The following is a 24014-nucleotide window of genomic DNA, read 5'->3' on the forward strand; positions in this document are numbered from 1 at the left end:
CATGAGCAGTGGCGCAGGCGACAAATTTTGAGGCAAATGAATACCATTTTTTAGGTCTGGCAGCACTCTGCTTCTCGACAATCCTCCTCGCCGCTCCCACGAATCTTGCCTTGCGCGAAGAATGCAGCGAATTTTCTCAGGGCGAAATGCGGGAATGTCTAGCCAAGAAGGCTGACGAAAGCCAACAAGCACTTACGCGTGCCGGAAATTCTGCAGTGAGCGCACTCACGCAATGGAACGAAGATGATAAATACGTCCGTGCGGCGAAAACCAATCTCGCCAAGTCGAACAAAGTATTCGCCCGATATCGCGAAGCTCAGTGCGGCTTCTTAACATCGCTCGGCGGCGGCGCGATTGGCAATGCGCTCGAAATCGGGCGGCTCGCATGTGTTGCCGAACTGAACGGCAATCGCGCCGAACAGTTGCGCGACGCCGCTTCCGCACTACATTCCAGATAAAGCAGACGACAGACGAACACCCGCTACGCACTCTCCTGATCCTGCGAAAACAAATCCCAGCTCGCCATGAACAGCGCCGCCACCAACGGCCCGATCACAAACCCGTTGATCCCGAACAGCGCCATACCGCCGAGCGTCGAAATAAGCACGACCCAATCAGGCATCTTCGTATCCTTGCCGACGAGAATCGGCCGCAGCACGTTATCGACGAGCCCGATCACCACCACGCAGAACACGACGAGAATCAGCCCCTTGAAAATCGCTCCCGTCATGAAAAAATAAAGCGCTGCGGGCACCCAAACAAACGCCGCGCCAACCGCTGGCAGCAGGGAAAGAAACGCCATCAGCACACCCCACAGCAGCGAGCCGCCGATGCCCAGAATCCAGAAAATCATCCCGCCGAGAAACCCCTGCACCGCCGCGACCGCGATATTGCCCTTAACCGTCGCGCGCACCACCGTGGTGAACTTCACGATCAAATGTTGCTTGGGTTCCGCGTCCAGCGGGATCGCGCGCCGGATGCGCCGGCCGATCTCACCACCATCGCGCAGCAAGAAGAACACGAGATACAGCATCACGCCGAAACTGACGACGAACTGAAACGTGTTCTGTCCGATCGACAATGCCTGCGTCGCCGCAAACTGGCTGATCTGCGAAGCGCCTTCCATCAGCTTGCGCTGTATGCCGGGGATGTCGTCGAGCCCGAAACGCCCGAGCAGTTGCTGAACCGATACCGGCAGCGCATGCAGGACATGCTGGAAGTACAACCCGAAGTTCAGCTCGCCGCTCTTGATGCGCGCATAGACGAGGGCGATTTCCTGCACCAGCGTCACCGCGACCACAGCGAGCGGAATGATGACGATGAGAATCGCGGCGGCCAGCGTCGTCAGCGCGGCGAGATTGCGGCGCTTGCCGAAGCGCGCGGCGAGATAGCGCTGCATCGGCTGAAACAGGATCGCGAGAATCGCACCCCAGAAGATCGCGCCGAAAAACGGCAGCAACACCCACGCGAGCGCGAGCGTCACGACGAACAACAGGATGTGAAAGAAATTCTGATGTACGGTGTGGTTATCCATTATCGACTGGTAAGGCGGGCAGAAGGGCGAGAAGCGTTCGCGCGAGGCGGGCCATGCTATCACGGGCCCTCGAACGGTTTTCGCGCTCCGGGTTCGAGCAAGAATCTCTCCCAAGGTTCGCGCGCCGCTGGAGCCTGACCCCGCGCGTCGACTAAAATCCGGCTTCCATTCCTTGCGGATCGCTTTCCGGCTAGCCGGGAGGCCATGTCCGCTCTACGCATCGAACAATGAATCCAGGCGTCGTCTACGCATTCGCGGCTTTTGCCATCTGGGGCCTTTTCCCGATCTACTTCAAGGCCCTGCATTCGATCGGCGCGGTGGAGATGCTCGCGCATCGCATGGCATGGTCGATGGCCTTCCTGCTGATCGTGCTGACCGTGCGTCATCAGTGGAAGTGGCTCGGGCCGGTTCTGCGCGACCGGCGCCTGCTCGCGCGCTTTGCGGCGAGCGCCGTGCTGCTGTCGGCGAACTGGGGCATCTATATCTGGGCGGTGAACGACGGGCGAATCGTCGAGGCGAGTCTGGGCTACTTCATCAACCCGCTCATCAACGTGCTGTTCGGAATGGCGTTCCTGCACGAGCGGCTGCGGCCGCTGCAATGGATCGCGGTGACGATCGCCGCGCTCGGCGTCCTGTGGCTGACATGGGTGAACGGCGCGCCGCCGTGGATCAGCCTCGCGCTCGCGCTGACCTTCGGCGGCTATGGCCTCTTGCGCAAGACCGCGTCGCTCGGCGCGTTGGAAGGGCTCACGCTCGAAACCATGCTGCTGTGTCCGGTCGCGCTGCTTTATCTGTTCTTTCTGAACTCGCACGGCGGCAGCGGCTTCGCGCACGCGTCGCTCGGCGTGAAACTGCTGCTCGCGGCAGCCGGGCCCGTGACCGCCGTGCCACTGCTGCTGTTCGCGGCCGGCGCGCGGCGCATTCCGCTATCGATGCTCGGCCTCATCCAGTACATCACGCCGACGCTGCAACTGCTGATCGGCGTCGTGATCTATCAGGAGTTCTTCGGCCACGATCAACTGCTGGGCTATGGCGCCATCTGGACCGCGCTCGCGATCTACTCGCTCGAAGGCTTCTTCCGGGCGCGCGCGGCCCGCCTCTGACACAAAGATCAGCGCAAGGCGTCGCCGAAACGATATTCGACTGTCGCCTCGTCGAGCTTCGCCTTGATTTCCGGATCGATCGGCTGATCGACGGCCGCGAGTGTCTCGTTCAACTGATCCGGCCGGCTCGCGCCGATGATCGCCGACGTCACCGCCGGATTCGCCAGTACCCACGCGAGCGCCGTGCTTGCGAGCGAACGTCCCGTCGGCGCGACGATCTTGTTGATCTGCTCGATGGTGTGAAACTCGCGTTCGTGCCAGTAGCGCTCCGTGTACGTCACGCCCGCCTTGCCGACCGCGCCGGTGAAGCGGCCTTCGCTCGGGCCGGCATCGTATTTGTGCTTGCCTGTCAGCAATCCGCCCGCGAGCGGGTTGTACGGAATCACGGCGAGATTTTCCTCGGTCGCGAGCGGCAGCAGTTCGCGTTCGATCTGCCGGAACAGCAGGTTGTAACGCGGCTGTACCGAAACGAAACGCGCGGCGCGCAACACGTCCGAGCGCCCGAGCGCCCGCGCGAGCCGGTACGCCAGAAAGTTCGACACGCCGATATAACGCGCCTTGCCCTGCCGCACGATGATATCGAGCGCTTCGAGGGTTTCGTCGAGCGGCGTGTCGCGGTCGTCGGTGTGGAGTTGATACAGGTCGACGTAATCGGTGTCGAGGCGCTTGAGCGAAGCATCGATCGCGTCGAGCAGATGCTTTCTCGATGCGCCCTTGTGCCACGCGAGCGGCCCCATTTCGTGCACGGCCTTGGTCGCGAGGATGTAATCGTCGCGACGCCCCTTGAGCCAGCGCCCGACGATCTCCTCGGTGCGGCCCGCGAGATCGTGCCCGCTGCCGAGCGGATACACGTTTGCCGTATCGATGAAATTGACGCCCGCGTCGGCCGCGCGGTCCATGATGCTGCGCGACACGTCTTCCTCGGTCTGGAGGCCGAACGTCATCGTGCCGAGCGTGAGACGCGAAACGGTGAGACCGGTATTGCCGAATTTGCGGTATTGCACGGTTGCGCTCCAGAAGAAAACGACTTCGTTGGGACCGACAGAATAGCCGCAAGCGTCAGGACGTGCCGACGCGAGCCGGCGCGGCGCTGCGCGGCGCGTCATCGAGATAGCGGAACACGACGCCCGACAGCAGCGTCACCACGCCCATGCACACGAAGCTCAGCCGGAAGCCGGTCGAGGTCGAGAACGGACCCTGAAACACTTGCACGAGCGAGCCGCCGATCGATACGCCCAGGCCGATCGCGAGCATCTGCACCATCGAAAAGAGGCTGTTGCCGCTGCCCGCGTCCTTGATCGAGAGGCCTTTGAGCGTGACGCTGTTCATCGCGGCGAACTGCATCGAATTGCACGCGCCGAACACAACGAGAATCGCGATCTCGACGGCGAGCGGCAATGTGGGCGAGAACAGCGCGAACGCGACGATCGACGCACCCACGAGCGCCGTGTTGACGAGCAGGAACGTGTCGTAGCCGTACCGCTTCACGAGTTGCGCGATCCAGCGCTTGCTGAGGGTGCCGGCGATGGCGATCGGCAGCATCATCAGCCCCGAATGCAGCGGGCTGTAGCCGAGTTCGAGCTGCATCAGCAGCGGCAACAGGAACGGCACCGCGCTCGAACCGATGCGGCACAGCAGATTGCCGATCAGCCCGACGCTGAAGTTCGGCTCGTGAAAGAGCGCGAGATGAAAGAGCGGATTGCGCTTGCGCCGCGCATACGGCACATACGCGAACGCCGACACCGCCGCGAGCGCGAAGAGCGCGGCGGACACCGCGCCGCGATGCGTCTCTACCGGCGAATCCAGCGCGAGCGAGAACGACACCATACACATCGACAGCAATCCGCAGCCGACGAAATCGAACGGCGGCGCGTCGTGTAGCGTGTCGTTCGGCAGGAACCGCTGCACCGCATAGAGTCCGACCGCGCCGATCGGCACGTTGATCAGGAAGATCCAGTGCCACGAAAACGACTCGACGAACCAGCCGCCGAGCGTCGGGCCGAGAATCGGGCCGACCTGGCCGGCGACGGAAATCATCGCGAGCGCGGAAACGTAGGCTTCGCCGGAGACGGCGCGCAACACGGCGAGACGTCCGATCGGCAGCAGCATCGAACCGCCGATACCTTGCAGCACGCGCGCGAGCACGAGCTGGTTGAGCGAGTGCGCGTTCGCGCAGGCGAGCGAACCGATCACGAACAGCGAAATCGAGACCAGATAGACGCGGCGCGTGCCGAAGCGGTCGGCGAGCCAGCCGGACGCGGGCGTGAAGAGCGCCATCGTCAGCGTGTAGGCGACGACGATCGACTGCATCGCGAGCGGCGCGGCGTTCAGACTGCGCGCGATGGACGGCAGCGCCGTGTTGACGATCGTCGTGTCGAGCGCCTGCATGAAAAAACCCACGGCGACGATCCAAAGGAGCGCCGTGTGCGAGGTCTGTCTGGTCATGTGATGGGGCAACGTGCTTGAGGCGCGGATATTGGAAGTCACCGAAAGCCGTTTGAAACCGGTTTCCGCCGCGCATTGTGAAATCTTAGTGACTCGGCAGGTCATCGGGAAGCCCGCTGGCCACATTGACTGTCATCGCATTTACCGTTCACAATGGCGCATGCTCAATCCAGTCTGGTTGCACACTTTCGCGACGGTGGCCGCGTCGCACAGCTTCACCGACGCGGGCCGCCAGCTCGGGCTTCGGCAATCGAGCGTGTCCGAGCATATCCGGCGTCTGGAAGAGAGCGTCGGGCGGCGGCTTTTCGTGCGCGACACGCATTCACTCGCACTCACCGCCGACGGCGAAGCCATGCTGGTCCACGCCCGCGTGATCCTCGAAGCGATGGCGCACGCGCAATCGCAGTTCAGCTCGCCGCGTCTGCGCGGGCGCGTGCGGCTCGGTTCATCGGACGATATCGCGCTCGGGCCGCTGCCGAGCGTGCTCGCGGCGTTTCGCGACACCCATCCGGACGTCGAGCTGGAAATCACCATCGGCATGACCGGGCGTCTGTATCAGATGGTCGATGCCGGAGAACTCGATCTCGCGGTCGGCAAGCGGCGTCTGGGCGACGCACGCGGCATGCGGCTTTTTTCCGGGCGGCTCGAATGGCTTGCCAAGCCCGGCACCATCGTCGATACGAGCGGGCCGCTGCCGCTCATTCTCGTCTCGGAGCCGAGCGTCACGCGGGGCGTGGTGCTCGATTCGCTGGCGATGTCCGGTGCGAGCTGGCAGATGGTCTGCACCAGCAGCAGCCACGCGGGCTGCATCGCCGCGGCGCGCGGCGGGCTCGGACTGACCGTGCGTTCGCATTTTCTGGCCGCGCGCGGACTGGCGCCGCCCGTGAATCGCGCGGAACTGCCGGAATTGCCCGAAGTGGAATTCATCGCGTTCGGCGCGAAACATCTGAGCCGTCCGGCCGAAACCTTGCTTCAGCTCCTCGAAAACAGCGACCTGCGTGGCGAATGGGACGGGGAATGACGCCCGGAACGCGCGCCCGCGAGGGCAGGGAAGCCGGTTGTGCCGCTGCAACGGCCGGTAGACCCGAATGGCTATCGCCAATCTGTTCTTATATATTGTGCGGCGTTTGAAGTAGCCACTTCCACGACGTGTTCCGCTTCTTGTCCCTTTTCTTTTCCGGTCGGTTTCGCTGCGCGGCGTTCTTCGTCGTGATGGCGCTCGCGCCGTTTTCGGGTGCCCACGCGGCCGCCTACGTGACGAAGCACTGCGACGACCTCGAAGGCAAAATCGTGCCCGCGTCGATCATCGGGCTGCCGACGCGCGGCGCGACGATCGTCTCCGCCTGGGTCGTGAAGGCGGCCGCGCCCGGCAACCGCAACGGCGAGTATTGCCGCATCACGGGGTTCATCAAGGCGCTGCAGGATTCGACGCCCGATATCCGCTTCGAAGTGAACCTGCCGAGCCGCTGGAACGGGCGCGCGTTGCAGATGGGCGGCGGCGGCTACAACGGCACGATCGTCTCCGGCACCGACCCGATGCCTTTCGCGCCGGACTCCACGCCGCTCGCGCGCGGCTACGCGACGTTCGGCTCGGACTCGGGCCACGTCGGCAACGCGGGGCGCGCGGACTTCGCGGGCAACGACGAAGCCATCGTCAATTTCGGCTTCGGGCATCTCAAGAAAACGCGCGATGTCGCGCTTGCGCTGATCCAGATGGGCTACGGGCGCACGCCCGAAAAAACCTACTTCGCCGGCGGCTCGACGGGCGGGCGCGAGGGTTTCACCGTGATCGAGCGCTTTCCGAACGACTACGACGGCGTGATCGCCAACGCGCCCGCGATCAATTTCTCCGGCGTCCGGCTGATGGGCGTGAAGGTCGGGCAGGCCTCGTATGCGAAACCGGGCGGCTTCGTCGGCGTCGCGCAGCAGCGGCGCGTGTTCGAGACCGTCGTGCACGAATGCGACCGGCTCGACGGCGCGGCGGACGGCATCGTCAGCAACGTGGAGGCGTGCAGGAAGCTGGAACCGCAGATCATCGCGTCGCTGCGTTGCGCGAACGGGCAGCGGCCGTCCTTGCGCGACAGTTGCCTGTCGGACGCGCAGATCGACACGCTTCAGACCTTGCGCGATGGCGTCGCGCTGCCATATCCGCTCGCGTACGGCGTCGATAGCTATCCCGGCTACAACGTCTTTCAGGGCGTCGATTTCTCGGGCACGCTCGGCCTCGGCGACTCGCCGGTACTGCTCACGCCGCCGACCTTTGCCGCGAACGGGTATCTGTTCGCGCAAGGCGACGCGTATATCCGCCACTTCGTCACGCGCGATCTCGGCTTCAGCGCGCTCACCTTCGACCTCGACAATCCCGGCCGCTTCAAGCAGCGCCTCATCACGCTCGCGTACACCGTCGGCGCGATGAACCCGGATTTCTCCGCGTTCATCGCGCACGGCGGCAAGCTCATCGCGATGCACGGCCTCGCCGACGAAGTCATCAGCCCGAACCAGACGATCGCGTTCTATCGCGGACTCATCGACCGATACGGCCAGGACACCGTCGATTCGTTCATGCGGCTCTACATGGTGCCGGGCTTCCAGCACGGCAACGGCGTGTTCATTCCCGCCTGGGACGAACTCGGCGCGCTCGACGAATGGGTGAGCAACGGCGTCGGACCCGAGACGCTTGTCGGCAGCGACATCGCGCCCGCCACCAACGGACGCACGCGGCCGATATGCCGTTATCCGAACTATCCACGCTACATGGGCAAGGGCAGCATCAGTCTCGCGGCGAGCTTCCGTTGCGTGGAGCCGTGAGCGGCTGCATCGTCAGAGCGCGTTCGCATGCCGGCCCGCGATGCGTGGCCAGTACCTCGCGAGCCAGCGCAGCAGCAAGCCGCGCGGCGCTGCGCGATACGACGTGAGCGACACTTCGATCGCCGCATCGCTCGCGGACGACAGCCACACGCGCTCGCCGCGCGACAGTCTCACGACATCGCCGGGCTTCATCCAGTAGTCGTACGGGTCGCGATGACGCGTGAGCCAGAGCGAACACCCGGGCGCATCGGCCACGCGCAGTTCGGCGTCGCGCGTGAGCCGCCAGGACACCATCTGATGCGGATGCACTTCGACATAGACCACGACGCGCGCGCCCGATGCGCCCGCTGTGCTCAGGCGCCCCGACGCCACGCCGTGGCCGGCGCCATGACCCGCGCAAACTTGCGATACCTCTTCCATCTCTGCTCTCCATGATGTGAGCCGAAGACGGAAACCTTGCACGCAAAAACAAGAAGGCCCCGTCTTGCGGCGGGGCCTTCGGAATCTGTCTGCTTGCCTGTTTCGCTAGCGCACACGCTGTCCCGATGACCCGCCACACATGGCGTTCATACGGTTTTTAATCGCGGCGATGGAGAAAAGGATGGCTGCGTGCATGTGTTGCAGTATCGTGTGGCGCGCTGGCGCTTGTCAATATCGAGATAGAGACGCGATGCAAGAAGGCAGGCAGGGCGGCTCTTGCCGATGCGCCCGCGACGGTTTAACTTGGACGCCATCGATAACTTTCGGAGGCTCGTCGTGGCTTATTTGCTACTCGTCGTGGAACCGGTCGAACAGCGCGGCCAGCGCACGCAGGAAGAGGGACGCGAGGCGTATCGCCAGATGGGCGAGTTCGCCGAAGGACTGAAGGCGCGCGGCGTGTTGCGCGCGGTCGAATCGCTGACCTCGCAAAAGGACGGGGCGCGCGTCACGAACGTCGATGGCGATGCGCGCGTCATCGACGGCCCGTTCGCCGAAGCGAAGGAGATGATCGGCGGCTTCTTTCTGCTCGATTGCGAAACGCATGCGCAAGCCGTCGCGATCGCGGCGCAATGCCCGGCGGCGAAGTGGTGCACCATCGAAGTCCGCAAGGTCGGGCCGTGTTATTTGTGAAGTTCGTGTCGATTTTCATACGCGCGAATCGTCGTGCATGTAACGGCTGCGATGCCGCCTGACGATCCAACCCGGAGACCTCCACCATGCACAAACAGATCTTCGTGAACCTGCCGGTTCGCGACCTCAAGCGTTCGATGACCTTCTTCAAGGCACTGGGTCTGAGCTTCAACCCGAACTTCACGAACGACGACGCCGCGTGCCTCGTCATCGGCGAAAACATTTACGCGATGCTGCTCGTCGAAAAGTTTTTCCAGACCTTCACGGAGAAGCCGATCGCCGACGCCCACGCGAGCACCGAGACGCTCGTGTGCCTGTCGTGCGAGAGCAGGGCGGAAGTCGACGATCTGGTCGCGAAGGCCGTCGCCGCGGGCGGACGCGCGCCGCGCGAGCCGCAGGATCACGGCTTCATGTACGGCCACGGCTTCGAGGATCTCGACGGTCATATCTGGGAACTCGTGCACATGAATCCGGAAGCGGCGTGAGCGGGCGCGGGCAGCGGAACGACACGGAGGACGATGCCGCGCGGCGCGCGATCGACGCGGTATGGCGCATCGAGTCCGCGAAGGTGATCGCGAGCGTGGCGCGCGTCGTGCGCGATGTCGCGCTCGCCGAGGAACTGGCGCAGGACGCGTTCGTCGCCGCACTGGAACACTGGAGCCAACCGGGCGTGGGCGTGCCCGAGAAGCCGGGAGCGTGGCTCATGACGACAGCGAAAAACAAGGCGCTCGACCGTCTGCGGCAGCACGCGCTGCACGCGCGCAAGCACGAGGAATACGGCCGCGACCTCGACGCGCAGGAGGCGCACATCACGCCCGATTTCGTCGATGCGCTCGACGCCGCGCGCGAGGACGACATCGGCGACGATCTGCTGCGGCTCATTTTCACGGCGTGCCATCCGGTGCTGTCCGTCGATGCGCGCGCCGCGCTGACGCTGCGCCTGATCGGCGGACTCACGACCGACGAGATCGCGCGCGCGTTTCTCGTGCCGGAGCCGACCATCGCGCAGCGCATCGTGCGGGCGAAGCGCACGCTGTCGGCGGCCCGCGTGCCGTTCGAGGTGCCGAAAGCCGACGCGCGCGCGGCGCGGCTCGGATCGGTGCTCGAAGTCATCTATCTGATCTTCAACGAAGGCTATTCGGCGACGGCCGGCGACGACTGGATGCGTCCGGGCTTGTGTGAAGACGCGTTGCGGCTCGGGCGCATCCTCGCCGAACTGACGCCGGATGAGAGCGAGGTTCACGGGCTCGTCGCGCTGATGGAAATTCAGGCCTCGCGCATGAAGGCGCGCATCGACCGGGAAGGCCGGCCGGTGCTGCTGCCAGACCAGGACCGCAGCCGCTGGGACCCGCTGCTGATCCGTCGCGGGCTCACGGCGCTGACACGCTCGGAAGCGCTGGGCGGCGCGCGCGGCGTGTACGCGCTGCAGGCGGCGCTCGCGGCGTGCCATGCGCGCGCGCCGAGCGCCGGCGACACCGACTGGCCGATGATCGTCGCGCTCTACGACGCGCTGATGCAAACCGCGCCGACGCCGGTGGTCGAACTGAATCGCGCGGTCGCCGTGAGCATGGCGTACGGGCCGCAGGCCGCGCTGCCGATCGTCGATGCGTTGTCGGACGCGCCCGCGCTCAGGAACTATCACTGGCTGCCGAGCGTGCGCGCCGATCTGCTGGCGAAGCTGGGGCGCAGGCGTGAGGCGCGCGCGGAGTTCGAACGCGCGGCGTCGCTGACGAAGAATGCGCGGGAGCGGGCGTTTCTGCTGGATCGGGCTGGGGAGATGGGGTGAATGAGGCTGGGCGCCGGGCATCGGCTCAGCCTCATTTATAATTTTACATAAGATAAATTATCGATGTTTTGGCCGTGACATTGGCTATCATCGAAGTTCAGACCTCCAACGCCAGCATCGGGACACCGACCTCGGACCACAAAGACGCTGCCACCTATAATCAAACGAGGTCATGCGCGATTATTTCAAAAATTGTCGATTTTTTAAAACATCAATCAACAACTCGAAATTTTTGTCGGAACTACATATCGCCGGTCCACCCTTAGCAAAGCTCACGCAATAATGCCGCTCACGGAATAATCGACGCCCATCTCCATGAACACCGACGACTACCAGCAACTTGCTCCGAGACTCTACGCTGGCGACATTGAAGCGTGTTTCCGGTTTCTCGATGAGCGCATGGCAGCGGACGGACACCTCGCCGATTACTGGCATTGGCGCGCAGTCGCCCACATGCGCGCGGGCGAATTTTCGCGCGCGCTCGACATCTGCTGCCAGATCACTCGTCAGTCGGACGTATTCGGGTTCCAGCTCCACAGCCTGTGCGATGCGTGCGCGCATCTCGGACTGAAAGAACTCGCGCTCGCCATGATCGACTTCGTGGGATTAAAGCTTGATACCGCGCCGATCGCACACTTCCTGTGGCGCGTCTACGGCTGGCACTACCTCGGCGACGACCAGCGCGTTCTGGACATGAACGCGGACGGCGTCGACCCGCATTCGGCGTTCGTACTTGGTCATCATCAGGCACGCAGCGCAATGCGCCTCAACGGCATCGCGAGTGGCGTCGAGCTGATGCATCGCCACTGGTCGTCGCACGATGCGCGGCGCGTACTGTTCCCCCATGTCGACGTCGAGCACTACTGGTGCGGACAGCGCGTCCTGCCGGCGCATATGACGCTGACGTCGATCGCGTCGGGTCACGGCGATCAGGTCAACTGGGTGCGCTACGCCGGCGCGCTTCAGGGACTCGGCGTACAGCTGGCGATCGCCGACGGTTCAGACAAAAACTATCGGCTCTCGATGTCCGAGTCGCGACAGGCCGAAGATGCCGAACGCCTGCGCGCGGCAGGTTTCACCGTCGCGCCCGACGGCGCACTGTGGACCGAACCCTTCGCCCTCTTCACCTCGCTGTTTCCCGCGCTCGGCTATGCGCCCTCGGCACGCTACCTCGAACCGGCCGATCCCTCCGCCGCCGATGCGATCGTCGATGAGATCCGGCAACGCGCGCGCGGCAAACGCTGCGTGGGCATCTTCTGGTCTTCGTGCGAGTCGGCGAACAACTTCGCCAACCGCAGCCTGACCCTGCCCCATCTCAGGCCGCTTCTGGACGGCACGAGCGACATCCACTGGGTGATCATGCAGCGCGGCTTCGAGCGCAAACGCTGGCTGGACGACCCGCGCGCACACGACCCCGAGCGCTTCACGACACTCTCCCTCGACGTGACGCTCGCGCAAAGCATCGGCATCATCGACCGGCTCGATGCGTTCGTCGGCAACGACGGCGCCCTGTCCCATCTCGCGGGCGCACTCGGCAAGCGCTGCTACCTGTTCCTCAATCAGGTCGCCGAATGGCGTTACGAGCGCGAGCCGCATCACACCCCGTGGTATCCGACGATGCGCCTCGTGCGCGCGCAGCGGCTGGGCGACTGGGACGACGTCGTGCGTCAGCTGGGACAATGCCTCGCAAACGACGCGCCCTGAACCCGCCTACGCAAACCGCGCCGCGAGCGTCTGCGGAATCGGGCTGCGCTTCGTGAGCGCGCAGGTCGGCGTGTCGGCACGCGGGCCGCGCACGTAGCTTTCTAGCTGGTCGATGGCGAACTGCTGCTCGTCGATGACATGCCGCACCAGATCGCCGATCGAAATCATGCCGGCGAGCATGCCGCCCTCGATCACCGGCAGATGACGGATGCGGTGCTGCGTCATCAGCGTCATGCATTCGTCGGCGCTCGTTCTGAGGCTCACGGACATCACGGGCGCGGTCATGATCTCGCATACCGTCGTCGTGCGCGAAGCCTTGTCCCGCAGGATCACCTTGCGCGCGTAGTCGCGCTCCGTGACGATGCCGCACACCGTATCGCCGACCATGACGACCAGCGCGCCCACTTCCGCCCGCGACATCAGCGCGACGGCTTCGTGAACGCTCGCCTCCGCATCGATGGTGTGAACCGTCATGTCGCCCTTAGCCCTCAGGACTTGCTTCACCGTTGCCATTTGCCGTTCTCCCGTTATCCGCGCGTGCGGTGTGCTGCCGTGTTCAACAAAATCAACAAACTCGTCGATGAGATCAGTGCTCCCTTGTTCGCTCAGTCGAAGTCGAACAGATCGCCGAGAAACGATTTCTTTCGACGCCCGTGCTCATGCTTGCCGCGCGAGTCGCCGTAGTGATAGCCCTCCTGGCGATGCGGACGGCGCTCGCGATCGTGATCGCGCTCTTGCCAGTCGTCACGGCGCGCGGCCTGAGCCTCGGCGAGCGAATCCTGCGTGGCGCGGCGGATCATCTGATCGAGCTCGCCGCGATCAAGCCACACGCCGCGGCATTGCGGGCAATAGTCGATTTCGATGCCCTCGCGAATGGTCATCAGCAGGTCTGTCGCGGGACACACGGGGCATTTCATATCGTTTCCTTTCTGTTTGCTTTCAGTGAAGACAATCTAGCGGAAGGAATCGTTCCAAAAAATGTGCAATTTCGAGCGCATCAGTTCGGAAAACCCGAAATTAGACGGTTAGTTGCATATTACGAATTCGTGTTCCGACGCAGAGTTCAGCAGCCGACTTGCGATCCATCCCAAAATTCCGCAAGCTTTCGGTTTGACGCGGCGCGCAGCGCGCGAGCCGCCACGCACAAAAAGGCGACGACCATGTCCGACAAATCCACCATGAGCGAAGAACGCGACGGCGCCGAGACGGGCGACCTCCTCTACCTGCTGCAAGGCGCAGACGATTTCAGCCGCTTCGTGTTCCCCGATAGCGAAGCGCTCTTCAAGAGCCTCGCGCGCCAGCAGGCGCCGCACACGCTTTTCATCACCTGCGCGGATTCCCGCGTGTCGCCGGAAATGATCACGCAGACGCGCCCCGGCGAGCTTTTCGTATGCCGCAACATCGGCAATATCGTGCCGGCTTATGGCGAAATGCTCGGCGGCGTGTCGGCGGTCGTCGAGTACGCGGTGCTCGCGCTCAACGTGCGGCAGATCGTGATCTGCGGGCACTCGGACTGCGGCGCGATGAAAGGCCTTGCGTCCGGCGCGACCATCGCCGATGAAATGCCGACCGTCCACGCCTGGCTGCGCAATGCGGAAGCGGCGCGCAGCGTCGTGATGGCGCGCAAGCTGGAACAGGAACGTATCGTCGGCGCGATGGTCGAGGAGAACATCCGGCTGCAGTTGACGCACCTGCGCACGCATCCGGCGGTCGCGGGACGGCTCGCGCTCGGCAAGCTGCAGGTGCAAGGCTGGGTGTACGACATCGGGCGCGGCAAAGTCTCGGTGTACGACGAAGCCGACAGCAAGTTCCAGTCGCTCGAAGAAGCGCGTCTGCGCATGTTGCGCAAGGATGCGTCCTGATTTCGCGGCCAGCGAGCCTACTTTCTCCGAGTTAAAACGTCATGCCTTTCTACGATTACGAATGCGCGACGTGCGGCGCATTCGAAGCCGCCCGCCGCATCGCCGAGCGCGACGAACCGGCGGCATGCCCGCAATGCAGCGCCACGGCCGCGCGCGTAACGATCGGCGCGCCGAGCGTGGGCGGCGCAAGCGCGTCCGGCGCCGGTGCGGAGGATGCCGGCAGCTACGGCATGCAGCATCGCGGCGGATGCCTCTGCTGCCGTTAGCGCTCGGGCACGGCCATTGCAAAGTCACCGTGGCGCCCGCCTCTTGCATGGCGGGCGTATCATGCAAGAGGACCGTGCGTGGCGCGCCAGGCCGCGCGCAGTCTCGCCATCGCGGGGCCGGCGGCTGTTGCCGTTCCTGCGATGATCGCGCTTAGCGTGTTCCGAACGAATAACAGGAGGTGATAAGGATGACGATAGAGTTCAGCGGGCGGCGTCATGTCGTGGCGGCAGCGCGTGTCGCTTTCGAAGCAAAGGTGGACGGGCGCGAAGTCTGGTGCAGCGTCTCCCTCGATGCGCTCAACGATCACTTCGGCAACAGCGGGACGTCGTCGCACGATCTCCTCTCCGCTTTCGAAGGCGGACGCGTGCAAATCGAGGAGGTTGCCCGGCGCACGCTCGAGCGCAACCACGGCCAGTCGGTCGAACTGGAAACCAGCGACTTCAAGGCTTCCCGGGCAATCTAGAACTTCATGGCGGGCGGCTGCGCGGCCGCCCTCACCCGGCGTAGAAACACTTCAAAAGATCGAACATCCACCAGACCGGACACGGCGTTCTGCAAAAGCCGTCGTAACCTGCGTCGAAGAGCGTATCGCGCGGATCGCGGGCGGCATCGGCGGCGAGAGCGATCATCAGCTGGAGTTCGCCCTCCTTCTGATCGCGAGCCAGCGCAACCCGCAATGCGCGCGCAAGCGCATGATCGTGCGGATCGCCGATGAGCGTATCGACGAACAGCGCCTGCGGCCGCCAGTTGCCGACGAACTGCAGGGCGCTCGTCGCATCGCCCATCTGCACGGCTTCGAAGCCGCGCATCGCGAGCAGGAGCGCGAACGAATCGCCCACATTCGATTCCGAATGCACGAACAGCACGCGCCGCGGGCCGGTGAACGTCGCGTATAGCGGATTCCAGACTTCGAACCGCTCGGTGCACAGATCGTACGATCGTTCTTCCATGTCGGCCCGATACGGCGATGAGCACCGCACCGGTACCATTGTTACAGCAAGGTTGAGGCCCGCCTTCGTTCAGTCCGGCCGACGCTGTCTTTTTTCAGCGCGCCGCCAGCAAACCGACGATCAATCCGCCGACCGCCGCAAGCGCGATCGATTTCCATGGGTTGTCGTGCACGTAGTCGTCGGTACCCTCCTTCGCCTGACGATAACGCGTCGAAACGGCATTCTGCGCGCCCGCCAGCATGTCACGCGCGCGGCGCGGCGCCGGCGGCGACGGATGGAACTGGCTGCCCTGCCGCTCGGCTCTCGCGGCGGCGGGTTGCGCGAGCACCGACGGACTGTCGCCGCCCTCGAGCACGCTGCCGTGCACGTGATACGGCGCGTACATCGCGGGCTGGTGCGCCGCGCCCGGCGCGAGCGGCGTCACGCTCGCGTTCTGCGCCTGCGTCATGCCTGGCGCGAGCGCCGCTTCCATCGCGCTCGCCACCGTGCGGCGCGCGAGCGGCGGCTCGTCCGAGGTCATCGTCTGGATCGTGGATGCGCTGCCGTTTGCATTGTCCATGGCTATCTCCAGTTGACTGCGTCCATCGCACTGCAAAAACCCATCATCCGCCTGTCCATCCGCAAGAGTCGCACCGAATACGCGCGCGGGCAAGCCACCCGGCGCTTGGCAATTTTTCTCACATAACGGTGAGAATTGCTCGTTTGCCGCCGACCCCGCGCGCGCCTACGATGCGGGGCATAAAGCGAAGCCGGGCCAGTGTCCCGAAAGAATCGCGAAGCACGCGCCGCGCCGACCGCGCTGCATCTTTCGTTTCACGCCGGACCGAAACGTCGGCCTCGTGCGCGCCGCTACGATGGCTTCGTTACCCGACTCCCCTTGCGAAGCCCGCCATGACCCCTGTCAATCTCGCTCAATTGTTCGTCCTCGCCGCGCTATGGGGCGGCTCGTTCCTGTTCATCCGCGTCGGCGTGACCGATCTCGGCGTGGCGCCGCTGATGGCGTTGCGCGTCGGCATCGGCGCGGCTTTTCTGCTTCTGATGCTCGCGCTGCGCGGCAACGCGCGACAGGCGCTCTCGACGATGCGCGAGCGCGCCTGGCCGCTGCTGGTCGTCGGCATCCTCAACTCTGCCGCGCCGTTCTGTCTATTTGCGTATGCCGAGCTGACGCTGTCGGCGGGCGTCACGTCCGTCATGAACGCGACGACACCGCTCTGGGGCGCGCTCGTCGCCTTCCTGTGGCTCAACGACCGGCTAACGCGCCTGCGCGTCGCGGGCCTCGCGATCGGCTTTGCGGGTGTGCTCGCACTGGTCTGGGATCAGATGTTCGTGCACGACGCGTCCGCCGTTCCCGTCGCGCCGATGGCGACCGCGCTGGCCGCACTCGCGGCGCTCGCCGCGTCGGCCAGCTACGGCGTCGCCGCGAGCTACACGAAGAAGCATCTGATGGGCGTCGATTCGCTGACGGTCGCGGCCGGCACGATGAGCGCGGCGACCATCGTGCTGCTGCCCTTCGCGCTGTTCTTCTGGCCCGCGGGCACGGTGTCGCTCCATGCGTGGGGCGCGGTGCTCGCGCTCGGCGTCGCGTGCACGGGCGTCGCCTACATGATGTTCTTCCATCTCATCGCGGTGGCCGGGCCTGCGCGCGCGATCACCGTCACCTTCCTGATTCCGATCTTCGGCATCCTGTGGGGCGCGCTCTTTCTCGCCGAGCGTGTGTCGGTGGGGATGGGCATCGCGTGTGCGATCGTGCTGGTCGGCACCGCGCTCGCGACGGGCGTCGTCAAGCGCGTGCCGCTAGTGGGGGCGCGCCGCACGCAGAAAGCCTGACAATGCTTTCGATCAATGCCACTCACGTGTCAGCGGCCCGTCTTCACCCGCGACGGGATCGCTGCGCGGAAACGGCAATGCTTCCATCGCGATGCGCTCCGCCTCGCTGAGCGCTGCGCGGCGGATATCCCACTGCTGACCCGGCGGATACGCGCCGACCACCTGAAAGCGGCGCCCGCACGTCAGCAGACAATGACCGGTGCCCGCGGGCAGGATGAGCGCATCGCCGGCGCAGACCGAAATCACGCGGCCGTGCGGGCCGCCGAGGATCAGTTCCGCGTCGCCCGATGCGATACCGAGCGCCTCGTGCGCAGTCGAATGAAAGTGGTGATAGTCGAAGACGCCATTGCGCCATTGCGGCGGCCAGCCGTTGTGCGCGAACAGGGTTTCGAAACGGACGGCGGGGTCGGGTGATTTTGGATCGATCGCGCGGTGCCACAGGAGCACCGGCAGGCGGGTGTTGTTCGGCACCCAGCCGTTGGGCGGCAGCATGAAGTGCTCGCAGCGGGCGTCATGCGCCAGCAAGCTTACGGTTTGCTCAGCCATCGTGCGCTTTCTCCGGAAGAGTCGGAGAAAGCGCAGCAACGGGCGTTCCAGTTGCTCATGAGCACATGATCAGTGGCCGTGCCAGTGTCCTCCGCCATTGCTGAAGCCGACGCCAAGCGACACCGACGGCACCGCGTAATACCCCGGCCCGTACCCGTAGCCATAAGCAGGCGCGTAACCGTAAGCCGGCGCGGGCGCGTACCCATAAGGCGGAGCATAGACACAGCCGCCGAGCCCCGCCGCCACCACGAGCGCGAGGGGCACAATCAGCGAGCACGCGAATCGCGCCGTGGTTCGAGTTCGAGAGAATAGGTTCATGATGATGCTCCGCTTCCGGATGCGCTCCGCTTACCAGTGTCGATAGCCGTAGTAGCTGCCATGATGTGCATACCAGTCGCGGCGTCCCCAGTAGCGATAGCCGTCCCAGTAACGATCGCCATGCCAGCCGACGACGATCGCGGGCGCAGGCGCGACGACGACCGGCGCCGGCTGATAGACCACCTGCGGCGGCGGTGGCGGAGGCGGCGCCATATAGACGGGCGCGGGTTCGGCATACACCGGCGGCGGCGCGGCGTAGACGGGCGCGACCGGCGCCACCGGAATCCCGAGATTGATGCCGACGCTCACGCCCGCCATCGCGGCTTCACAGGCGAGCCCCGCCGACAGCGCGATACCCACTCCGACCATGCCCTTAACGTTCATGTCTTCCTCTTCTGAGAAGGCCGTCACGCAGACCGCGATGCGATCATGAATTCATATGCAGCCATGAATCCATGTTAGCCGCGGGCCTCGGGCGCTGAGTTACAAGCCGTGTAACAGATGTGAATCCTGAAACGAACGTACGGAGGCATCCGGTTGCATGCCATCGGGCCGCCGTGGGATAGTTCCGGCTTCGTCAAACGGATGGCTGGACGATGGACTTATTGCGGAGCATGAGGATCTTTGCGCGGGTCGCCGAGGCGGCGAGCTTCACGACCGCGGCGCAGCAAATGGATATCACGACGGCGCAGGCATCGCGCGCCGTCACCGAACTCGAAACGCATCTGCGCACGCGTCTGCTCAATCGCACGACGCGCCGTGTCGCGCTCACCGACGCGGGCAACCGCTATCTCACGCGCTGCAAGGAAGTGCTCGAACTCGTCGATCTGTCCGAGGCCGAAGCGAGCAACGCGCAGCTTTCTCCGAGCGGCGTGCTGCGCATGCACGCGCCGATCACTTTCGGCCAGCATTACGTGGTGCCCGCGCTCACGCGATATCTGGAAGAACAACCGCAGGTGCGCGTCGAGCTGACGCTGTCGCAGCACGTCCCCGATATGCTCGACGAAGGCTTCGACGTCTTCCTGCAGGTGACGACATCCACCCTGCCCGACTCCGCGCTCGTCTCCACGAAAATCTGCTCGATGCCGAGCGTGCTCTGCGCATCGCCCGCGTATCTGAAGCGCGCGGGCGTGCCGCAAGGCATCGAAGACCTGACGAAGCACGCGTGCCTGCAACTCGTGACGACCTTCTTCCCCGTCGACCGATGGATATTCGAAGGCCCGCGCGGACAGGTCGAGGTGGATCTCGAACCCGGCCGGCTGCGTGTCAATTCCGCCGACGCGCTCGCCGTCGCCCTGTCCAATGGTCTCGGCATCGCGCCGTTGCCGATGCTCGCGGCGCTCCCATGGCTGCAAAGCGGCGCGCTCGTGCGCGTGCTGCCCGAGTGGGAATTGCAGACCATGACCATCTACGCGATGTATGCATCCCGTCAGTATCTCGACGCGAAGATCCGCACATGGATTACGTTCCTGCGCGATTTCGTCGAAGGAACACTCGCGAACGAGCCGCCGGAAGCGTCTTTCGAGACCTCGCATTCCCAAGACGAATGAAGTAGTCAGGTGCGTCACCGAACGCACACACGCAGCGTGGACGCGCATTCTCTAAACGCGTAGTTGCAAGCATGGTTCGGAACACTAAACTGCTTGATGGTGCGCCTGCATCGCTTCATGACGATGCACCGCAACAGAAAGGAGTCGGCCGACATGATCAGGACTCTGCGCACAAGCATCGCGTCCCCCGCGCTGCGGCTCTGCACCGCCACGCTCTTGAGCGCGGTCTTCGCGCATGCTTACGCGGAGCCGACTGGCGCGCGCGTCGTCGCGGGCTCCGGTGCGGTCACGAGCGCGGGCGCGAACACCACGATTCAGCAGAATAGCGGGCGTCTCGCCATCGACTGGAATTCGTTCAGCACGCGCCCCGGTGAATCGATCACGTTCAATCAGCCGGGCGCGAATGCGATCGCGCTCAACCGCGTGGTGGGTCCGCGCCCGTCCGCGCTGTTCGGCCGGCTCGACGCGAACGGGCAGGTTTTCATCGTCAATCCTAATGGTGTGATCTTCGGGCCGAACGCGCAGGTCAACGTCGGCGGCCTGCTTGCGTCGACGCTCAATCTGTCGACGAATGATTTCATGAGCGGTCACTACACGTTCGCGGGCAGCGGGCGTCGCTGGCACTGGCATGACCGCGACGACGGCGCGCCGGTCGTCAATCTCGGCACGATCAAAAGCGCGCCCGGCGGCTATGTCGCGCTGATCGGCGCGCGCGCGATCAACGCCGGCACGATCGATTCGCCCGGCGGATTCGCCGCGCTCGCGGCGGGCGAGCGCATCGCGGTCACGCTCGGCGATCACAGCATGATCGGCTTGTCGGTGGAGCGCGGCGCGCTGCATGCGCTCGCCGCCAATCACGGGCTGATTCAGGCCGATGGCGGTCAGGCATGGCTCGCCGCAAACGCAGAAGGCGCGCTCTTCGCCAACGTCGTGAACAACACGGGCATCATTCGCGCGCGCAGCGCCGTGAACCAGAACGGCGTGATCCGGCTCGTCGCCGACAGCGGCGTCGTGCAGGTCGGCGGCACGCTCGACGCGTCCGCGCCCGGTGGCGGCAACGGCGGCGCGATCGAGACCGCGGGCACGCAGGTGCGCGTCGCGCCCGATGCACAGGTCACGACGGCTGCGGCGTCCGGGCAAACCGGCACGTGGCGCATCGCGAGCGACTTCGCCGCGCTCGTCGGCTCGGACGATCCCTTCGGACAGCGCTTCGGCACGATCCAGAGCGCGACGCTCTCGCGCGTGCTCGAAACGACCAATGTGTCGATCAGCGCCGCAGCGCCAGCGGGCTTCGAGCCGTTCGGTCTGGTGCTGATCGACGGCCCGGTCGCGTGGCGCGGCGTCAATACGCTGTCGCTCGCGGCGCAAAGCGGCATCCGGCTCGACGCGCCCATCAGCGCGCCACGCGGCACGCTGTCGATGTCCATGTCGAGCGCAGGCACGGCCACGCAGCGCGCTCCCGTCGAAGCGGCCAATGTCGCGCTGCGAGGCGGCACGTATCGGCTGACGAATGCGGCCAATCGCATCGGCACGCTCGCCGCCGATGCTACGTCGGTCGCGCTCGACGATGGCGCGCCACTCGTCATCGGAAGCGTCGCTGGACTGAGCGGCGTGTCGGCGAGCGGCGTGGTGACACTCACCGCGCCGTCGCTCACACTTGCCGCGCCCGTCGCGAGCCGCGCGAACGGCACGGCCATCACGCTCGCCGCCGCGACTTTCGCCAACCACGCCGGCGCGCAGGCGCTCGCCGCGCCCAATGGCCGCTGGCTGGTCTACACCGATTCGCCCGACACCGACGCCTTCGGCGGCCTGCAAAGCGGCAATCTCGCGCTGTGGGGCGACACCTGGACGGGCGGCGTCGATGCGCGCGCCGCGTCGGTTTCGGGCAACCGCTTCGCGTTCAATGCGCGCCAGCAAGTCACCTTGACGGCGATCAACATCGACGTGCCGCTGGACACGCCGCGCACGCTCGGACCGAACGACGTCACGATCGCGCTGCGCTACAACGGCGCGAATTACGGCAACGCGTTCGCCGACAGCCCGACGGTCCACGAGCCTTTCGTCTTCACGGTGACGAGCACGGGCGCGGCGCCGGGCGCGGCGGCCGGCGCCTACGCGATCACCGTCACGGCGACGGGTGGCCCGACCGGCTACACGATCACGACGCAAGGCGGCACGCTGCGCATCGCCGGCACACCGACGCCGCCGCCACAACCGCCCGCGCCGCCCGCGCAACCCGTGGCCCCAGAAGCGCCGGGAACGGTGATCACGACCGCGGCGACGCTGCCCGGCGTTCTCGATTCCGTACGCACCGACGCCGCCAATCCCGCGCATCTCTCCGACGCGACGCCGGGCCTCCAGCCGGAAACCGCGCCGCTCGTGCAGCAGCGCACCGATTCGTCGAGTGACGGCAGCCACCTGCCGGATGACGCATGGCCCGGTCACGTATGCCGCATGTGAAGCCCAGGCGCGTGCGACGCTTCGGCCCACACGCCCGGCGCAGCCTCGCTTCGACGCGGCTCGCGGTGCTGCTCGCAACGCTCGTCGCGGCGAGCGCGCGCGATATGCGCGATGCGCGCGCGCAGGCGCTGCCGAACGCGGGCAGCATTCTGCGCGAACAGCAGCAGCAATCGCCCGCGCCGCCGCCGCCCTCCGACCTGCGCCTGAACGTGACGCCCGCGCCCGCGCCGCCGGGCGCAACGGGCGCGCCCGGCGGCATCCGCTTCGAGGTGAAGGGTTTCACGTTCACCGGCAACACGCGCTTTGCGGCCGCGCAACTGCTCGACGCCGTGCGCCCGGTCATCGGCCCGGATCGCTCGCTCGACGATCTCGAAAGCGCCGCCGATCGCGTGAGCGCGTTTTATCGCCAGCACGGCTATCTGGTCGCGCGGGCCTACGTGCCGCCGCAGCAGATCGACGGCGGCATCGTACGCATCGCGGTGAGCGAGGGGCGCTATGGGCGCATCGACATCGACAATCAGTCGCGCACGCGCGATGCGGTCATGGCGCGCTTTCTCGGCGCGCTCAAAACCGGCGACGTGATCGACGAACACGCCCTCACCCGCGCGACGCTGCTCGCGCAGGACGCCGCCGGCACGACGGGCGCGAACGCGACGATCGCGCCGGGCGCGCTGCCGGGCACCTCGGACATGACGCTGCTGGTGCCGAAGGCTCGGCCGCTGTCGGGCAGCGTGCAGGCCGACAACTACGGCCAGACGACGACCGGCGCGGCGCGGCTGATCGGCGCGCTGCAATGGAACAATCCGCTCGGCATCGGCGATCAGCTGGGCGCGCGGCTGCTCGGCTCGATCACCGGGCAGTTCTACGGCAACATCGGCTATACGGTGCCGGTGGGCGGCAGCGGGCTCGCGTGGGGCATCGGCTACACGCGCTCGACGTATTCGGTCGGCGGCCAGTTCGACGAACTCGACGCCTACGGCAGCGCCAACGTGTTCTCCACCTTCCTCAGCTATGCGCTGCTGCGCTCGCCGTCCGCGAACGTGTACACGACGCTCGGCTACGATCACAAGCTGCTGTCGGATCATCTCGGCGCATTCGATTCCGTCAGCGACAAGAGCAGCGATGTCGCGCGCCTGGGCCTGTCGGGGAATCTGACGCTGCAAAAAAGCATCACGACCTTCGATACCAGCATCCAGCAAGGGAACCTGCGCTTCAGGTCGCCGCAACCGGAACAGCTCGAAGCGCAGATCGCCGGCTCGTTCACGAAGTTCGTGCTCGCGATGACGCATACGCAGGTGATCGGCGATCAGGCCAACGGCACGCAGTTCTACGTCGCGCTGACGGGCCAGGCGAGCTCGCGCAATCTCGACTCGTCCGAGCAGATCTCGCTCGGCGGCCCGTACGCGGTGCGCGCCTACGCCACCGGCGATGCGCCCGTCGACGAAGCGTACATCGCGACCTTCGAAGTGCGGCAGACGATCCGGCAATCGCTCGTGCCGGTGCTCGTCACGCTGGCGGGCTTCATCGATACCGCCGACGGCAAGATCGTCGCGCATCCGGTCGTGCCGGGCGTCAATCACGTGCGGCTGTCGGGCGTCGGCGTCGGTGCGACGCTCGCCGCGCCGCACGACTTCGTACTGTCGATGTCCTACGCGCACACCCTCGGCTACGTTCCGTCGACCCTCGGCACCGGCCACGCGAACCGCTTCTGGGTCGCGCTCACGAAGTCCTTCTGAGGCCCGTC

At 65.3% G+C, this 24014-nt stretch carries 26 protein-coding genes; 15 read left to right on the plus strand and 11 right to left on the minus strand.

Annotation, left to right across the window (positions count from 1 at the left end):
- Positions 1–8 precede the first annotated feature (8 nt).
- The gene (locus NK8_RS07270) at positions 9–458 is read left to right on the plus strand and encodes a lysozyme inhibitor LprI family protein (RefSeq protein WP_225936225.1); all 450 of its coding nucleotides are present in this window, start codon (positions 9–11) and stop codon (positions 456–458) included.
- 23 nt (positions 459–481) lie between these two features.
- Here NK8_RS07270 and NK8_RS07275 read toward each other — a convergent pair whose 3' ends face one another.
- Positions 482–1534, minus strand: a complete 1053-nt coding sequence (locus NK8_RS07275; protein ID WP_213228383.1) for an AI-2E family transporter — start codon at positions 1532–1534, stop codon at positions 482–484.
- A 227-nt stretch (positions 1535–1761) separates the two neighbouring features.
- On the opposite strand from NK8_RS07275, the gene rarD reads away from it, so the two are divergent.
- Positions 1762–2637, plus strand: a complete 876-nt coding sequence (gene rarD, locus NK8_RS07280) for an EamA family transporter RarD (protein ID WP_213228385.1) — start codon at positions 1762–1764, stop codon at positions 2635–2637.
- An 8-nt stretch (positions 2638–2645) separates the two neighbouring features.
- Here rarD and NK8_RS07285 read toward each other — a convergent pair whose 3' ends face one another.
- Both NK8_RS07285 and NK8_RS07290 read right to left on the minus strand, forming a co-directional pair.
- Complete coding sequence (locus NK8_RS07285; RefSeq protein ID WP_162065636.1) at positions 2646–3641, minus strand: aldo/keto reductase; 996 nt, start codon at positions 3639–3641, stop codon at positions 2646–2648.
- 55 nt (positions 3642–3696) lie between these two features.
- Positions 3697–5208 carry a DHA2 family efflux MFS transporter permease subunit gene (locus NK8_RS07290; protein ID WP_367657783.1) on the minus strand — a complete coding sequence of 504 codons (1512 nt, stop codon included), beginning with the start codon at positions 5206–5208 and terminating at the stop codon, positions 3697–3699.
- Between the two features lie 34 nt (positions 5209–5242).
- On the opposite strand from NK8_RS07290, the gene NK8_RS07295 reads away from it, so the two are divergent.
- On the plus strand, positions 5243–6103 hold the full coding sequence (locus NK8_RS07295; protein WP_061176090.1) for a LysR family transcriptional regulator: 861 nt from the start codon (positions 5243–5245) through the stop codon (positions 6101–6103).
- Between the two features lie 191 nt (positions 6104–6294).
- Entirely contained in the window at positions 6295–7890 is a 1596-nt protein-coding gene (locus NK8_RS07300; RefSeq protein ID WP_225936245.1) for a tannase/feruloyl esterase family alpha/beta hydrolase, read from the plus strand.
- A gap of 12 nt (positions 7891–7902) precedes the next feature.
- Here the strand turns inward: NK8_RS07300 and NK8_RS07305 are convergent, their stop codons facing one another.
- Positions 7903–8310, minus strand: a complete 408-nt coding sequence (locus NK8_RS07305; protein WP_213228391.1) for a DUF2917 domain-containing protein — start codon at positions 8308–8310, stop codon at positions 7903–7905.
- A 336-nt stretch (positions 8311–8646) separates the two neighbouring features.
- Between NK8_RS07305 and NK8_RS07310 the strand changes: the two genes are divergently transcribed.
- From NK8_RS07310 to NK8_RS07325, 4 genes are all read left to right on the plus strand, one after another.
- Complete coding sequence (locus NK8_RS07310; protein WP_213228393.1) at positions 8647–9000, plus strand: YciI family protein; 354 nt, start codon at positions 8647–8649, stop codon at positions 8998–9000.
- An 86-nt stretch (positions 9001–9086) separates the two neighbouring features.
- Positions 9087–9485: a VOC family protein gene (locus NK8_RS07315; protein WP_213228395.1), complete on the plus strand. Its 399-nt coding sequence runs from the start codon at positions 9087–9089 to the stop codon at positions 9483–9485.
- Positions 9482–10786 carry an RNA polymerase sigma factor gene (locus NK8_RS07320; RefSeq protein WP_213228397.1) on the plus strand — a complete coding sequence of 435 codons (1305 nt, stop codon included), beginning with the start codon at positions 9482–9484 and terminating at the stop codon, positions 10784–10786. Before NK8_RS07315 ends, NK8_RS07320 begins: the two co-directional genes overlap by 4 nt.
- A 315-nt stretch (positions 10787–11101) precedes the next feature.
- Positions 11102–12490 (plus strand): hypothetical protein, encoded by a 1389-nt coding sequence (locus NK8_RS07325; protein WP_213228399.1) that lies wholly within the window; start codon positions 11102–11104, stop codon positions 12488–12490.
- Between the two features lie 6 nt (positions 12491–12496).
- On the opposite strand, the gene NK8_RS07330 is transcribed toward NK8_RS07325, so the two are convergent.
- Both NK8_RS07330 and NK8_RS07335 read right to left on the minus strand, forming a co-directional pair.
- Positions 12497–13003 (minus strand): CBS domain-containing protein, encoded by a 507-nt coding sequence (locus NK8_RS07330; protein ID WP_162065644.1) that lies wholly within the window; start codon positions 13001–13003, stop codon positions 12497–12499.
- A 92-nt stretch (positions 13004–13095) separates the two neighbouring features.
- Entirely contained in the window at positions 13096–13407 is a 312-nt protein-coding gene (locus tag NK8_RS07335; RefSeq protein WP_162065645.1) for a zf-TFIIB domain-containing protein, read from the minus strand.
- A gap of 243 nt (positions 13408–13650) precedes the next feature.
- Between NK8_RS07335 and NK8_RS07340 the strand changes: the two genes are divergently transcribed.
- The 3 genes from NK8_RS07340 (at position 13651) to NK8_RS07350 (ending at position 15082) form a co-directional block, all read left to right on the plus strand.
- Entirely contained in the window at positions 13651–14352 is a 702-nt protein-coding gene (locus tag NK8_RS07340; protein ID WP_213228401.1) for a carbonic anhydrase, read from the plus strand.
- A gap of 41 nt (positions 14353–14393) precedes the next feature.
- A complete protein-coding gene (locus NK8_RS07345) occupies positions 14394–14618 on the plus strand; it encodes an FmdB family zinc ribbon protein (RefSeq protein WP_162065646.1) in 225 nt (74 codons plus the stop codon).
- Between the two features lie 188 nt (positions 14619–14806).
- Positions 14807–15082 carry a DUF1488 domain-containing protein gene (locus NK8_RS07350; RefSeq protein ID WP_213228403.1) on the plus strand — a complete coding sequence of 92 codons (276 nt, stop codon included), beginning with the start codon at positions 14807–14809 and terminating at the stop codon, positions 15080–15082.
- A gap of 31 nt (positions 15083–15113) precedes the next feature.
- Here NK8_RS07350 and NK8_RS07355 read toward each other — a convergent pair whose 3' ends face one another.
- A complete protein-coding gene (locus NK8_RS07355) occupies positions 15114–15569 on the minus strand; it encodes a response regulator (RefSeq protein WP_162065648.1) in 456 nt (151 codons plus the stop codon).
- A 94-nt stretch (positions 15570–15663) separates the two neighbouring features.
- The gene (locus tag NK8_RS07360; RefSeq protein WP_213228405.1) at positions 15664–16128 is read right to left on the minus strand and encodes a YqjD family protein; all 465 of its coding nucleotides are present in this window, start codon (positions 16126–16128) and stop codon (positions 15664–15666) included.
- A 332-nt stretch (positions 16129–16460) separates the two neighbouring features.
- On the opposite strand from NK8_RS07360, the gene NK8_RS07365 reads away from it, so the two are divergent.
- On the plus strand, positions 16461–17396 hold the full coding sequence (locus NK8_RS07365) for a DMT family transporter (RefSeq protein WP_213228407.1): 936 nt from the start codon (positions 16461–16463) through the stop codon (positions 17394–17396).
- 12 nt (positions 17397–17408) lie between these two features.
- On the opposite strand, the gene NK8_RS07370 is transcribed toward NK8_RS07365, so the two are convergent.
- The 3 genes from NK8_RS07370 to NK8_RS07380 all read right to left on the minus strand — a co-directional run bounded on the left by NK8_RS07370 (position 17409) and on the right by NK8_RS07380 (position 18644).
- Positions 17409–17942, minus strand: a complete 534-nt coding sequence (locus tag NK8_RS07370; RefSeq protein WP_213228409.1) for a cupin — start codon at positions 17940–17942, stop codon at positions 17409–17411.
- A gap of 69 nt (positions 17943–18011) precedes the next feature.
- Complete coding sequence (locus NK8_RS07375) at positions 18012–18260, minus strand: hypothetical protein (protein ID WP_225936227.1); 249 nt, start codon at positions 18258–18260, stop codon at positions 18012–18014.
- A gap of 30 nt (positions 18261–18290) precedes the next feature.
- Entirely contained in the window at positions 18291–18644 is a 354-nt protein-coding gene (locus NK8_RS07380) for a hypothetical protein (protein WP_213228411.1), read from the minus strand.
- Positions 18645–18856: 212 nt separating this feature from the next.
- Here NK8_RS07380 and NK8_RS07385 point away from each other — a divergent pair, with 212 nt between their 5' ends.
- From NK8_RS07385 to NK8_RS07395, 3 genes are all read left to right on the plus strand, one after another.
- Complete coding sequence (locus tag NK8_RS07385; RefSeq protein ID WP_213228413.1) at positions 18857–19810, plus strand: LysR family transcriptional regulator; 954 nt, start codon at positions 18857–18859, stop codon at positions 19808–19810.
- A gap of 153 nt (positions 19811–19963) precedes the next feature.
- Positions 19964–22270, plus strand: coding sequence for a filamentous hemagglutinin N-terminal domain-containing protein (locus NK8_RS07390; RefSeq protein WP_225936228.1), 2307 nt, complete (start codon positions 19964–19966; stop codon positions 22268–22270).
- Positions 22243–24006, plus strand: coding sequence for a ShlB/FhaC/HecB family hemolysin secretion/activation protein (locus NK8_RS07395; protein WP_225936229.1), 1764 nt, complete (start codon positions 22243–22245; stop codon positions 24004–24006). The genes NK8_RS07390 and NK8_RS07395 overlap by 28 nt, the downstream gene beginning before the upstream one ends.
- Positions 24007–24014: the final 8 nt, after the last annotated feature.

The sequence above is a fragment of the Caballeronia sp. NK8 genome, assembly GCF_018408855.1.
Classification (GTDB): domain Bacteria; phylum Pseudomonadota; class Gammaproteobacteria; order Burkholderiales; family Burkholderiaceae; genus Caballeronia.

Bases quoted from the DNA above. Each gene is read 5' to 3' on its own strand.
- NK8_RS07275 (WP_213228383.1), bottom strand. From the start codon at position 1,534: ATGGATAACCACACCGTACATCAGAATTTCTTTCACATCCTGTTGTTC.
- rarD (WP_213228385.1), top strand. From the start codon at position 1,762: ATGAATCCAGGCGTCGTCTACGCATTCGCGGCTTTTGCCATCTGGGGC.
- NK8_RS07290 (WP_367657783.1), bottom strand. From the start codon at position 5,208: ATGTGGCCAGCGGGCTTCCCGATGACCTGCCGAGTCACTAAGATTTCA.
- NK8_RS07295 (WP_061176090.1), top strand. From the start codon at position 5,243: ATGCTCAATCCAGTCTGGTTGCACACTTTCGCGACGGTGGCCGCGTCG.
- NK8_RS07300 (WP_225936245.1), top strand. From the start codon at position 6,295: ATGGCGCTCGCGCCGTTTTCGGGTGCCCACGCGGCCGCCTACGTGACG.
- NK8_RS07305 (WP_213228391.1), bottom strand. From the start codon at position 8,310: ATGGAAGAGGTATCGCAAGTTTGCGCGGGTCATGGCGCCGGCCACGGC.
- NK8_RS07315 (WP_213228395.1), top strand. From the start codon at position 9,087: ATGCACAAACAGATCTTCGTGAACCTGCCGGTTCGCGACCTCAAGCGT.
- NK8_RS07325 (WP_213228399.1), top strand. From the start codon at position 11,102: ATGAACACCGACGACTACCAGCAACTTGCTCCGAGACTCTACGCTGGC.
- NK8_RS07330 (WP_162065644.1), bottom strand. From the start codon at position 13,003: ATGGCAACGGTGAAGCAAGTCCTGAGGGCTAAGGGCGACATGACGGTT.
- NK8_RS07335 (WP_162065645.1), bottom strand. From the start codon at position 13,407: ATGAAATGCCCCGTGTGTCCCGCGACAGACCTGCTGATGACCATTCGC.
- NK8_RS07340 (WP_213228401.1), top strand. From the start codon at position 13,651: ATGTCCGACAAATCCACCATGAGCGAAGAACGCGACGGCGCCGAGACG.
- NK8_RS07345 (WP_162065646.1), top strand. From the start codon at position 14,394: ATGCCTTTCTACGATTACGAATGCGCGACGTGCGGCGCATTCGAAGCC.
- NK8_RS07350 (WP_213228403.1), top strand. From the start codon at position 14,807: ATGACGATAGAGTTCAGCGGGCGGCGTCATGTCGTGGCGGCAGCGCGT.
- NK8_RS07355 (WP_162065648.1), bottom strand. From the start codon at position 15,569: ATGGAAGAACGATCGTACGATCTGTGCACCGAGCGGTTCGAAGTCTGG.
- NK8_RS07360 (WP_213228405.1), bottom strand. From the start codon at position 16,128: ATGGACAATGCAAACGGCAGCGCATCCACGATCCAGACGATGACCTCG.
- NK8_RS07365 (WP_213228407.1), top strand. From the start codon at position 16,461: ATGACCCCTGTCAATCTCGCTCAATTGTTCGTCCTCGCCGCGCTATGG.
- NK8_RS07370 (WP_213228409.1), bottom strand. From the start codon at position 17,942: ATGGCTGAGCAAACCGTAAGCTTGCTGGCGCATGACGCCCGCTGCGAG.
- NK8_RS07375 (WP_225936227.1), bottom strand. From the start codon at position 18,260: ATGAACCTATTCTCTCGAACTCGAACCACGGCGCGATTCGCGTGCTCG.
- NK8_RS07380 (WP_213228411.1), bottom strand. From the start codon at position 18,644: ATGAACGTTAAGGGCATGGTCGGAGTGGGTATCGCGCTGTCGGCGGGG.
- NK8_RS07385 (WP_213228413.1), top strand. From the start codon at position 18,857: ATGGACTTATTGCGGAGCATGAGGATCTTTGCGCGGGTCGCCGAGGCG.
- NK8_RS07390 (WP_225936228.1), top strand. From the start codon at position 19,964: ATGATCAGGACTCTGCGCACAAGCATCGCGTCCCCCGCGCTGCGGCTC.
- NK8_RS07395 (WP_225936229.1), top strand. From the start codon at position 22,243: ATGGCCCGGTCACGTATGCCGCATGTGAAGCCCAGGCGCGTGCGACGC.